At 31.3% G+C, this 12,222-nt stretch carries 11 protein-coding genes; all 11 read left to right on the forward strand.

The features are described 5' to 3' along the window. Nucleotides 1-4 precede the first annotated feature (4 nt). Nucleotides 5-394 (forward strand): (2Fe-2S) ferredoxin domain-containing protein, encoded by a 390-nt coding sequence (locus BUA90_RS04740; RefSeq protein WP_072966233.1) that lies wholly within the window; start codon nucleotides 5-7, stop codon nucleotides 392-394. Between the two features lie 24 nt (nucleotides 395-418). Then, entirely contained in the window at nucleotides 419-2,041 is a 1,623-nt protein-coding gene (gene nuoF, locus BUA90_RS04745; RefSeq protein ID WP_200793485.1) for an NADH-quinone oxidoreductase subunit NuoF, read from the forward strand. Nucleotides 2,042-2,048: 7 nt separating this feature from the next. After that, entirely contained in the window at nucleotides 2,049-3,827 is a 1,779-nt protein-coding gene (locus BUA90_RS04750) for an NADH-dependent [FeFe] hydrogenase, group A6 (protein ID WP_242945042.1), read from the forward strand. A 177-nt stretch (nucleotides 3,828-4,004) separates the two neighbouring features. Continuing rightward, nucleotides 4,005-4,334 (forward strand): DUF4870 domain-containing protein, encoded by a 330-nt coding sequence (locus BUA90_RS04755; protein ID WP_072966236.1) that lies wholly within the window; start codon nucleotides 4,005-4,007, stop codon nucleotides 4,332-4,334. Between the two features lie 140 nt (nucleotides 4,335-4,474). Then, nucleotides 4,475-5,668, forward strand: coding sequence for a class I SAM-dependent methyltransferase (locus BUA90_RS04760; protein ID WP_072966237.1), 1,194 nt, complete (start codon nucleotides 4,475-4,477; stop codon nucleotides 5,666-5,668). Nucleotides 5,669-5,798: 130 nt separating this feature from the next. Next, the gene (nifJ, locus tag BUA90_RS04765) at nucleotides 5,799-9,344 is read left to right on the forward strand and encodes a pyruvate:ferredoxin (flavodoxin) oxidoreductase (protein WP_072966238.1); all 3,546 of its coding nucleotides are present in this window, start codon (nucleotides 5,799-5,801) and stop codon (nucleotides 9,342-9,344) included. Nucleotides 9,345-9,477: 133 nt separating this feature from the next. After that, nucleotides 9,478-9,948 carry an HAD family hydrolase gene (locus BUA90_RS04770; RefSeq protein WP_072966239.1) on the forward strand — a complete coding sequence of 157 codons (471 nt, stop codon included), beginning with the start codon at nucleotides 9,478-9,480 and terminating at the stop codon, nucleotides 9,946-9,948. 57 nt (nucleotides 9,949-10,005) lie between these two features. Beyond that, entirely contained in the window at nucleotides 10,006-10,191 is a 186-nt protein-coding gene (locus tag BUA90_RS04775) for an FmdB family zinc ribbon protein (RefSeq protein WP_072966240.1), read from the forward strand. A 354-nt stretch (nucleotides 10,192-10,545) separates the two neighbouring features. Then, nucleotides 10,546-10,743 (forward strand): 4Fe-4S dicluster domain-containing protein, encoded by a 198-nt coding sequence (locus BUA90_RS04780; RefSeq protein WP_072966241.1) that lies wholly within the window; start codon nucleotides 10,546-10,548, stop codon nucleotides 10,741-10,743. Between the two features lie 13 nt (nucleotides 10,744-10,756). Next, nucleotides 10,757-11,707 (forward strand): arsenic resistance protein, encoded by a 951-nt coding sequence (locus BUA90_RS04785; protein ID WP_072966242.1) that lies wholly within the window; start codon nucleotides 10,757-10,759, stop codon nucleotides 11,705-11,707. A gap of 297 nt (nucleotides 11,708-12,004) precedes the next feature. After that, nucleotides 12,005-12,222 (forward strand): transposase (locus BUA90_RS04790; RefSeq protein ID WP_465220307.1); only part of this gene is annotated, 218 nt, incomplete at its 3' end.

The raw sequence follows: 12,222 nt of genomic DNA on the forward strand, positions 1-12,222 counted from the left end.
TACAGTGAAGATTAAATCTTTAGAAGAATTGAGAAAAATAAGAAAAGAATCTATTGATAAGATTAATTTGAGATGTGGAGAGACTGATGGAGATAAAATAGAAATTCTCGTTGGAATGGCAACTTGTGGTATTTCTGCTGGAGCTAGAGAAACGCTAAATGAATTTGTAGAGGAAATTGCCAGAGAAAAATTAAATAATGTTAATGTCATTCCAGTAGGGTGTATTGGATATTGTCATTCAGAACCTACTGTACAGGTTAATATTCCCGGGCAAAGACCTGTAGTCTATGGGAATGTAACGAAAGATAAAGTTCATGCTATCGTAGAAAAGCATATTAAAGAGGGAAAGCCTTTATTGAATTTAACTATAGATGTAGATTTTGAAAGAGCTTAAATTTAAATGTTAGGAGGCTTTAAAATGGTTAGAGCTCGTACAAATATTATGGTTTGTGGAGGTACAGGTTGCTTAGCAAGTGATAGTGAAAAGATAATAAAAAATTTGGAGATTATTTTAAAAGCTCGAGGTTATTCTGATGAAGTTAAGGTCATAAAAACAGGTTGTTTTGGTTTTTGTGAGCAGGGACCAATCGTTAAGATAGAACCTGATAATGTGTTTTATGTTAGAGTTAGTCCGAAAGATGCTAAAGATATAGTTGATGAACATATTATTAAAGGGAGAAAGGTGGATAGACTTTTATATAGAGAGCCAGAAAAGAATGAAAAGATTAATAGACAAAGTGATATGCCTTTTTATAAGAAACAGCTTAGAGTTGCACTGAGAAATTGTGGACTTGTAAATCCAGAAGACATTTATGAATACATAGCATTAGGTGGATATGAAGCTTTAGGAAAAGCTATAACAAATATGAGTAGAGATGAAGTTATAGAAGAAATTAAAAATTCAGGGCTTCGTGGGCGAGGTGGTGGAGGTTTTCCAACAGGTGTAAAATGGGAGATTACGAGTAAGCAGAAAAGTGATGTGAAATTTATTATTTGTAATGCAGATGAAGGTGACCCCGGGGCGTTTATGGATAGGAGTATATTAGAAGGAGACCCTCACAGTATATTAGAAGCAATGGCTATCGGAGGATATGCTATCGGAGCTAGTAAAGGCATTATCTATATTCGTGCTGAATATCCTCTTGCAATATCAAGACTTACTACAGCAATTAAACAGGCAAGAGAATTGGGATTGCTTGGTAAAAATATTTTTGGAACAGATTTTTCTTTTGATATAGATATAAAATATGGTGCTGGAGCTTTTGTATGCGGAGAAGAAACTGCACTTATCAATTCATGTGAAGGAAAGCGTGGAGAGCCAAATTACAAACCACCTTATCCAGCACAGGAAGGATATTGGGGACATCCAACTTGTGTGAATAATGTTGAAACTTTTGCAAATATTCCTCCTATAATAACTAAAGGGGCAAAATGGTTTGCTTCAATGGGGACAGAAAAAAGTAAAGGTACAAAGGTATTTGCACTTGCAGGAAAGATAAACAATGTAGGACTTGTTGAAGTGCCTATGGGTATAACACTTCGTGAGATTATTTATGATATTGGTGGGGGAATAGTAGGAGGTCGAAAATTTAAAGCAGTTCAAACTGGAGGACCTTCAGGTGGAGTTATACCAGAAAAATATCTTGATATACCTATAGATTATGACAGTCTTATTTCAATAGGTTCTATGATGGGTTCTGGCGGAATGATTGTAATGGATGAAACAGACAATATGGTTGAAATTGCAAAGTTTTATTTGGAGTTTACTATGGATGAATCATGTGGAAGATGTACACCTTGTCGCATCGGAACAAAAAGAATGTATGAACTTTTAGATAAAATTACGAGCGGCAAAGGAACTATGGAAGATTTAGAAAATCTAAAACAATTGGCACATATGGTAAAGGCGAGTTCTTTGTGCGGACTTGGACAGACTGCACCAAACCCAGTTATAAGTACCATGAAACATTTTTGGAATGAATATTTAGCTTTTATTAAAGAAGCAGATAAATCTAAAAGTAAAAAACAAGAGAAAATGTAGAATAACTATGATAAGAGGTGAAACTGAGTATATGACTGAAGAAAAAAATATGGTTAATATAAAAATAAATGACCAACCGCTAACAGTACCTGAAGGAATTACTATATTAGAAGCAGCTCAAAAAGCAGGTGTTAGGATACCAACATTGTGTCATTTAGATTTACATGATATTAAGATGATAAATCAAACTGCTTCTTGCAGAGTGTGTATGGTAGAAGCACCCGGAAGAGATTCTCTTGTACCGGCATGTGTAACAAAGGTAACTGATGGTATGGAAATTCGTACTGATTCAATACGTGCAATAACTGCTAGAAGAATGGCTGTTGAACTTTTATTATCTAATCATCCAAATGAATGTTTTACATGTCCTAAAAATTTAGAATGTGAACTACAATCACTAGCTAAAGAATTGGGGATTAGAGAAATAAAATGGAATGGTGAAAAAATAAATTATCCTAAAGATGTATCTAGTGAAGCAATAATAAGAGATGTAAATAAATGTATATACTGCAGACGCTGTGAAACTATGTGCAATGAGGTACAGACATGCGGTATATTATCGGGAATAGGTCGTGGCTTTAATGCATTTGTAGGAACTGCTTTTAATATACCCATAGTAGAATCTTCTTGTACATATTGCGGACAGTGTGTTGCAGTATGCCCTACAGCAGCTTTAACAGAAGTTAACTATACAAATAAAGTTTGGGAGGCGATAAATGACCCTGATAAACATGTTGTAGTACAAACAGCTCCAGCCATTCGTGTAGCTATTGGTGAACTCTTTGATATGGAGATAGGAACTATTGTAACAGGCAAACTTGTAACAGCATTAAAGCGTATGGGATTTGATGCTGTATTTGATACAGACTTTGGAGCAGACCTTACAATTATTGAAGAAGCTTCTGAGCTTATAGACCGTATAAAAAATAATAAAACTTTGCCTATGCTTACTAGTTGTTGTCCAGCTTGGATAAAATTTATAGAGCATCAGTTTCCAGAACTTATAGAAATTCCATCCACATGTAAATCGCCTCATATAATGTTTGGTACTATTGTAAAAACTTATTATGCAGAAAAAAAGGGATTAAATCCTAAAGACATAGTTGTAGTTTCAGTTATGCCGTGCATAGCTAAAAAGGCAGAAGCTGAAAGACCTGAACTTACAAAAGATAATCATAATAATGTTGATTTAGTAATAACGACTCGTGAGTTAGGAGCTATGATAAAAGAGGCAGGAATAGACTTTGCAAATCTTCCAGATAGTGATTTTGATAATCCGCTTGGAGAAAGTACAGGAGCATCAGTTATATTTGGAACTACTGGAGGAGTAATAGAAGCAGCAATTCGTACAGTTTATGAGTGGATGACAGGAGAAGAACTTGATGAAGTAGAGTTTACTCAGCTTAGAGGAATAAAAGGTCTTCGTGAGGCAACTGTAGATATAGCAGGTAGGAAATTGAGAATAGGTATTGCAAATGGACTTGGAAATGCTCGCAGACTTTTAGAGAGTATTAGAGATGGAAAGGAAAAATATGATGCAATAGAGATAATGGCATGTCCCGGTGGATGTATTGGTGGAGGAGGACAGCCGTATCATCATGGAAATTATGAAGTAGTTAAAAAACGTCAAGAAGCTCTTTATAGAGAAGATAGAAATAAAAAACTTAGAAAATCTCATGAAAATCCATTTGTAAAGAAACTTTATGAAGAATATCTTGGAAAGCCTTATGGACAGAAGGCACATGACTTGTTGCATACACATTATGAAAAAAAAGAGAGAATTTAGATAATTAAGTATGGGCTGTTTTGATATTTATTTTGAAACAGCCCTATTGTTATAATTTGAAATTGAAGATATTAGAAAGTGTTCAAATAAATTTAATATAAAAAATAAAAGTATATCATTGTCAAGAAAATATAGTATAATAATTTTATAAGAAAATTTTTATTTGGAGTTGAGAAAATGATTAGTACACAGCAAAAATTACTTTCGATTGCTGCACATTTAGGTTGGATTATAGGTTTTCCCGTATTGTTGCCGGTTCTTATTTTTCTTTTGTCTAAAGATGATTTTGTAAGGCAGCAGGCGAAAGAAGCACTTTGTTTTCAAATGGCTATAGTTGGTGCTGGAATAGTACTTGGAATTTTATCCTTTTTATTAATAGGCATTCCTTTGCTTATTATTATGGGTATATTAGCTTCAATACTGCCTTTTGTTGCTGCTTTTAAAGTATTAAATGGACAAAAATATTCTTATCCTATAACGGGTAAGTATATAGCTAAAAAGTTATAGTATTTTATTTATTGCAAAACAAAGTTCCTTGTGAACTTTGTTTTTGCTTATAAAAACTTATAAATAATACAGCTAAAAAAGAATAAATTTATTAAAAAATGTAAAAATATAAAATTAAATTTAAACATAGGAGAGATTTTATGGAAAATGTAAAAAAGTTATTGGAGAAAATTATTGAAGAAGAAAAATTAATATACGGAGTGTTAAGTAAAATAAATAAAAAAAGTGAAAAAACTTTTAATAAAGTATCTATAAAACCTGTGCTTGTAAGAAATAATATATTTGTGCAGTTTACATACCATTATGATAAAAAGGTTATTCACAACAATTTGAATTTTGTGGATACAGTAAGAGAGTTACATAATCTTATCCACAATTATTTTAGACAAGTTGTGTTATATACTACAGACAGTGATTATCAAATTCTTATAAGCAAAAAAGGGAAGATAAAAATTCTTAAAAAGCCACCTTCAAGAGAAAAGAGAGATTTAAGTCATAATAGAAAGAAAAATTATATTTTAGAAGAAAATATACCGAATCCTTTTTTGATTAAATTAGGAGTAATGAATAAAAGCGGGAAGATAATAGCTAAAAAGTACGATAAATTTAAACAGTTAAATAGATTTTTAGAAATGGTGTCAGATTGTACTGATTATTTAAAAAAGGATAAAACAATAAATATTATAGATTTTGGCTGTGGAAAATCATATTTAACTTTTGCACTTTATTATTATCTTGTGGAAAAATTGGGACTTGATGTGAATATTATTGGATTAGATTTAAAAAAAGACGTAATTAATTTTTGCAATAAGATAGCAACTGAACTTGGTTATGATAAATTAAAATTTGTTTATGGAGATATAAAAGGCTTTAATGAATTTAATAGTGTAGATATGGTTGTAACTCTGCATGCATGTGATACAGCTACTGATGATGCTTTAGTTAAAGCAGTGAAATGGGGAGCAGATATAATACTTTCCGTACCTTGCTGTCAACATGAATTATTTAATAAAATACAAAATCCTGTAATGGAGTCGATGTTAAAACATGGTATAATAAAGGAAAAATTATCTAGTTTGATAACTGATAGTATTCGTGGAAATATTTTAGAGATAATGGGTTATTCTGTTCAAATGTTGGAATTTATAGATATGGAGCATACTCCAAAGAATATACTTATAAGAGCTTTTAAAAGGAATAATATAATAAATAAGAAGGCTGTATCTCAATATCTTAAATTTAAGGAATTTTGGAATGTGCAGCCATATATAGAAAGAGAAATGGGAGAAGATTTAAAGAGTATATTGCAAAAAAATTTTAAAGCTTCAAAATAATTGCCTATATAAAAAAAATAAAGTAAAGGTATATACATTAACTTAATGTATATTGTATACTATACTTAAAATAGTATGTTGTATACATTAGTATTTTTATTTATATTTTACATAGAAGGAGGCTATTTTTATGGCAAAAAAGGTTATGAAAACCATGGATGGTAATACAGCTGCAGCATATGTAGCATATGCTTTTACTGATGTAGCAGCTATTTATCCGATTACACCATCATCACCAATGGCTGAATATGTTGATGAATGGGCTGCCCATGGTAAGAAAAATATTTTTGGTCAACCTGTTCAAGTAACTGAATTACAATCAGAAGCTGGTGCAGCAGGAGCAGTTCACGGTTCATTACAAGGAGGAGCTTTGACTACTACATTTACAGCTTCACAAGGTTTATTGTTAATGATACCAAATATGTATAAGATTGCTGGAGAATTATTACCAGGAGTTTTCCATGTTAGTGCACGTGCAGTTGCAAGCCATGCATTGTCAATCTTTGGAGACCATTCAGACGTAATGGCTACAAGACAAACAGGTTTTGCACTACTTGCATCAGGTTCTGTGCAAGAAGTTATTGATTTAGGTGGAGTTGCACATCTTTCAGCTATCAAAACTAGAGTTCCATTTCTTCATTTCTTCGATGGATTTAGAACTTCACATGAAATTCAAAAAGTTGAATTGATTGATTATGAAGATTTTGCAAAATTAGTTGACATGGATGCTGTGAATGCTTTTAGAAAGAGAGCATTAAATCCAGAACATCCTGTAACTAGAGGTACAGCTCAAAATCCAGATATATTCTTCCAAGCTAGAGAGTCTTCAAATAAATTTTATAATGAAGTGCCAGATGTAGTTGCTAACTATATGGCTGAAATAAGCAAAATTACAGGCAGGGATTATAAACCATTCAACTATTATGGAGCAGAAGATGCTGAATACGTAATAGTTGCTATGGGTTCTGTTATAGAAACTGCTGAAGAAACTATTAATTACTTATTGTCTAAAGGAGAAAAAGTAGGTCTAATTAAAGTTCGTCTTTACAGACCTTTCTCAGCTAAATATTTCTTTGATGTATTACCAAGCACAGTTAAGAGAATTGCTGTACTTGATAGAACTAAAGAACCAGGTTCATTAGGAGAACCTTTATATCAAGATGTACGTACATTATTCTATGATAAAGAAAATGCTCCATTAATAATTGGTGGACGTTACGGATTAGGTTCTAAAGATACTACTCCTTCTCAAATAAAAGCTGTATTTGACAATTTAAAATCAGAAAATCCAAAAAATGGATTTACTATAGGTATAGTAGATGATGTTACTAATACTTCATTAGAAATAAAAGAACATATAATAACAGAACCAGAAGGAACTGTAAGATGTAAATTCTGGGGACTTGGTTCAGACGGTACAGTTGGAGCTAATAAAAATGCTATTAAGATTATCGGAGATAATACAGACCTTTATGCACAAGGTTACTTCTCATATGACTCTAAAAAATCAGGTGGAGTTACTATATCACACTTAAGATTTGGTAAAAAGCCTATCACATCAACTTATTTAATTGATGAAGCTGATTATGTAGCATGTCATAATCAAGCTTATGTAGGACAGTATGATTTACTTAAAGGATTAAAACCAGGTGGAACTTTTGTTCTTAACTGTAGATGGAGTGTTGAAGATTTAGATAAGAAGTTACCTGCTGATATGAAAAAATATCTTGCAGACAATAATATAAATTTCTATATCATAAATGCAACTGATATAGCTGCTGAAATAGGTCTTGGCAACAGAATTAACATGATAATGCAAGCTGCTTTCTTTAAGTTGGCTAATGTTATTCCTGTTGAAGATGCTGTTAAGTATCTAAAAGAAGCTATAGTTAAGACATACGGTAAAAAAGGTGAGAAGGTTGTTGCTATGAACCATGAAGCAGTTGACAGAGGTATAGAGAGCTTAGTTAAAGTTGAAATTCCAGAAAGCTGGAAGTCAGCTAATGAAGAAGGAAAAGAAGTAGCTGCAAAAGAAGTACCAGAATTTATTGAAAAAGTTCTTATTCCGATGAATAGACAAGAAGGAGATTCACTTCCTGTAAGTACTTTCGTAGGAAGAGAAGATGGTACATTCCCACAAGGAACTACAGCTTATGAAAAACGTGGTATAGCAGTAAATGTTCCAGAGTGGATTAAAGAAAATTGTATCCAATGTAATCAGTGTTCATTTGTATGTCCTCATTCAGCAATTAGACCTTTCTTAGTAAATAAAGAAGAAAAAGCTAATGCTCCAGAGACATTTGAAACTATTAAAGCTATGGGTAAAGGTTTTGAAGGACTTGAATATAGAATGCAGGTTAGTGTTTTAGACTGTACAGGTTGTGGAAACTGTGCTGATATTTGTCCAGCTAAGAATAAAGCGCTAGTAATGAAGCCTCTTGAAACTCAAGTTGAAAGAGAAGTACCAAATTGGGAGTATGCAGTTAATAATGTAAGCTATAAAGATGATTTAATGTCAAAAGGAACAGTTAAGGGAAGTCAATTTGCACAACCTCTATTTGAGTTTTCAGGAGCATGTGCAGGTTGTGGTGAGACTCCATATATTAAAGTAATTACTCAATTATTTGGAGATAGAATGGTTATTGCAAATGCAACAGGTTGTTCATCAATCTGGGGTGGTTCAGCTCCTTCAACTCCATATTGTGTAAATAAAGAAGGTAAAGGTCCAGCTTGGGCAAACTCATTATTTGAAGATAATGCTGAATACGGTTATGGTATGGCATTGGCAATTAAGCAAATAAGAAATAGATTAGAAGACTTGATGAAACAGCTTTTAGAAAAAGATGTACAAAACAAAGAATTATTCCAAGCTTGGATAGATAATAAAGAAGATGCAGAAGGTTCTAAGAAAGCATCTAAGGCTATTACTGATGTAATTGACGATATGATAGCAAATGCTTCAAGTGACGAAATAAAATCAATTCTTAAAGAAATTAAAGAAAAAGAAGATTATTTAATTAAGAAGTCCGTATGGATTGTTGGTGGAGACGGATGGGCTTACGATATAGGATATGGTGGACTCGACCATGTATTAGCTTCAGGTGAAAATGTAAATGTATTAGTATTCGATACAGAAGTTTATTCAAATACTGGTGGACAGTCTTCTAAAGCTACTCCAACAGCTGCTGTAGCTAAATTTGCTGCATCAGGTAAAAAGGTTAAGAAGAAAGACCTTGGTATGATAGCTACTACTTATGGTTATGTATATGTAGCTCAAGTAGGTATGGGAGCTGACAAGAACCAGTTTATGAAAGCTATCAAAGAAGCTGAAAGTTATGATGGACCATCATTAATTATAGCTTATGCACCATGTATTAACCATGGAATTAAAGCTGGTATGGGTAAAACTCAAGAGAGAACTAAACAAGCTGTTGAAGCTGGATACTGGCATTTATGGAGATATAATCCAATGCTTAAAGCAGAAGGTAAGAATCCATTTATTCTTGATTCTAAAGAACCAACTGGTGATTTCCAAGAGTTCTTAAAAGGAGAAGTAAGATATACTTCACTAATGAAGTCATTCCCAGAATTAGCAGAAGAATTATTCAAAAAAGCAGAAGAAGATGCTAAAGAAAGATATTTAACTTATAAGCGTATGGCAGAAATGGAATACTAATATAAAAAAAATCGAGCAGTTTACAAACTGCTCGATTTTTTTTATATTTTTTAGTATTACAATAAAAAATGAATCTTTGAAATAAAAGAAAAAAATGATATTATATAAAAAAATATTTAAGGAGTGACTTAAGGTGCTTGAAATTGAAATACCTTCTTTTAAAAAAATTAATGTTGAAAATATAGTATTTGACTACAATGGAACTTTAGCAGTTGATGGCAATCTTATAGAAGGAGTGAAGGAAAGATTATTAGAACTTACAAAAATTCTTAATGTATATATATTGACTGCTGATACTTATGGAACAGTAAAGGAAAATTTTGAAGGTTTAAATGTAGATATACATATAATTTCAAAGGGAAATGAAAGATTAGATAAATATGAATTTGTAAAGTATTTGGGATTTGATAAGACAATAACTGTTGGTAATGGAAATAATGATTTATTGATGATTAAAGAGAGTGCCATAGGTATATGTGTATTAGGTAGAGAAGGTCTTGCAACAGAAACTTTTATAAATAGCGATATAATTGTAAATAATATAGTAGATGTCTTTGATATGATAATTGAAAAAAGGAGACTTATTGCAACTTTAAGAAAATAAAAGTATATATTGAAATATACCAGTAGGGGGTATATAATATTACTAGGAGGTGAAAATATGCCAATATTTGAATATGTTTGTGAAAAGTGCGGATATAAGTTTGAAAAATTAATTAGAAGTTCAGATAGTGATAAAAAGCAAAAATGTCCAGAGTGTGGCAGTGAAAATACTAAAAAAGTTTTTTCAACATTTGCATGTGGGGGAAATAGTGGTGGATTTTCAGCTCCTTCATGTGGCGGTTGAGGTATATAAGCCTCTAGTATAGAGGGCTGTGTTTTAAAAAGCCTGAAGTAATTTAAAATTACTTCAGGCTTTTTTACTATTGAGAATATAAAATGTTTTTTCAAGGCTTTATCATAAAAAAGTTTAAAATTTGTAACAATATAATTAAGTACTGATATATATTTTAACTTTACAATAGAAAACAAATATGATACCATATACCTGTATGCGGTATATTTGAATTGAGATTAGACAATAAAAGTTAGGTTAGGGATTTTGTTATTTAAAAGAGCTATAGCAAATTTAATTTAGAAAGATGAGACTTTAAAACTATAATAATTTTTTATTATAAGAGATTGAGGAGTGATTTTTATTATGAAAAAAGCAGTTATAGATAAGAATAAATGTGATAGGTCTCCATTTTGTCCAGTAAAGAGAATTTGTCCAGTAAATGCAGTAAGCCAAAAAGTAAAATTTTTTAGAGCTGAAACTCCTGTTATAGACCATGATAAATGTATAGGATGCGGAAAATGTGTTAGAGTTTGTCCAATGAAAGCTGTAAAAATGGTTTAGAAGGAGTGAGAGAATGGTTACGAAATTTTTAAAGTTTATAAAAAATAATTTACCATATTTAATTATTGTATCAATAGTATTAGGGTTGATTTTCGGATATTTTAGCAAACCGACATTTTTAAAATCATATGTATCAATTGTATTATTTTTAATGGTTTATCCAATGATGATAAATTTAAAATTTTCAGATGTATTAAAGAGTTTTAATAATATTAGACCTCTTATTATGAGTATAGTTATTAACTTTATCATATCGCCTATTTTAGTATTTTTATTAGGAAAAATATTTTTTGTGAATGAGCCTATGTTATTAGTAGGAATTATACTAATAGGATTGATACCTACGAGTGGAATGACTGCATCATGGACGGGACTGGCAAAAGGAAATCTTCAACTTTCATTAGTTATGATTTCAGTTAATTTATTATTGTCAGTATTAATGATTCCCATTTATATGAAACTATTTTTAGGTGAAGTTGTAACAGTAAAGACAATGGTTATTGTAAACAGTTTATTAAAAGTTGTTATAGTGCCTCTAATTTTAGGTGTGTTTACTAGAAGTTTAATTATAAAGGTATTTGGGATAGAAAAGTATAATCAGATGAAGCCTAATTTTAGTGGTGTAAGTTCATTGGGAGTACTTATTATAGTATTTATAGCAATGGCGCTTAAAAGCAAGACAATTATTAACCAATTAGATTTGGTAGCTTTATCAATAGTGCCTTTAGTTATTTTTTATGTGTTAATAGTGACTATATCACATTTTTTAGGAAAGAAGTTTTTAAAAGACAAAGATGGTATTTCATTAGTTTATGCAACGACAATGAGAAATCTTACTATAGCTCTTGGATTATCATTGAGCTCTTTTGGTGGAAGTTTAGCAGTATTTTTAATTGCAATAGGTTACGTAGTACAATTACCCGTAGCAGCGTTTTATATGAAATTGGTAACACAAGAGGTCTGAAAATTTTCTGAAATATACTAGATAATGAATTTGATGCATTTATAGCAGGAGATACATTGAAAAAAGTAATCTGTCATTATGAATATAGACGATATGGTTCTAATGATAGTGCATATTGGTTAACTTTTTTAACAATAGCATAATAAAATAAAAAAACAAATGACTATTTTTGAGGTCACTGAAAAAGTCAAACCTTATCATAAGAAATTATGATAAGGTTTTTTAAGTGGCAAAAAGGAGATTAGGGAGTAGATGTCGAATATAATAAGTATAGAAAAAATAAAGGAGAGACTTATTATGCTAAAAAGGCAACAAGAAATGATGATTAGCAAATATGCTGACTTATATGATATACTTATTCAAAAAGATCACATACTTCGCAAAATCAAAGAACTAGTAGACTTTTCATTTGTCATAGAGGAAGTAGAAAAGAATTATAATCTAACTCATGGTCGTGGTGCCAAAGACCCTATTCGCCTGTTCAAATACTTGATACTCAAAGATATGAATGAGCT

This window comes from Caminicella sporogenes DSM 14501, assembly GCF_900142285.1.
Lineage (GTDB): Bacteria > Bacillota > Clostridia > Peptostreptococcales > Caminicellaceae > Caminicella > Caminicella sporogenes.

What these genes read in the sequence shown, in the direction of transcription:
- nuoF (WP_200793485.1), top strand. Translation starts at nt 419, where the DNA reads ATGGTTAGAGCTCGTACAAATATTATGGTTTGTGGAGGTACAGGTTGC.
- BUA90_RS04750 (WP_242945042.1), top strand. Translation starts at nt 2,049, where the DNA reads ATGATAAGAGGTGAAACTGAGTATATGACTGAAGAAAAAAATATGGTT.
- BUA90_RS04755 (WP_072966236.1), top strand. Translation starts at nt 4,005, where the DNA reads ATGATTAGTACACAGCAAAAATTACTTTCGATTGCTGCACATTTAGGT.
- BUA90_RS04760 (WP_072966237.1), top strand. Translation starts at nt 4,475, where the DNA reads ATGGAAAATGTAAAAAAGTTATTGGAGAAAATTATTGAAGAAGAAAAA.
- nifJ (WP_072966238.1), top strand. Translation starts at nt 5,799, where the DNA reads ATGGCAAAAAAGGTTATGAAAACCATGGATGGTAATACAGCTGCAGCA.
- BUA90_RS04775 (WP_072966240.1), top strand. Translation starts at nt 10,006, where the DNA reads ATGCCAATATTTGAATATGTTTGTGAAAAGTGCGGATATAAGTTTGAA.
- BUA90_RS04780 (WP_072966241.1), top strand. Translation starts at nt 10,546, where the DNA reads ATGAAAAAAGCAGTTATAGATAAGAATAAATGTGATAGGTCTCCATTT.
- BUA90_RS04785 (WP_072966242.1), top strand. Translation starts at nt 10,757, where the DNA reads ATGGTTACGAAATTTTTAAAGTTTATAAAAAATAATTTACCATATTTA.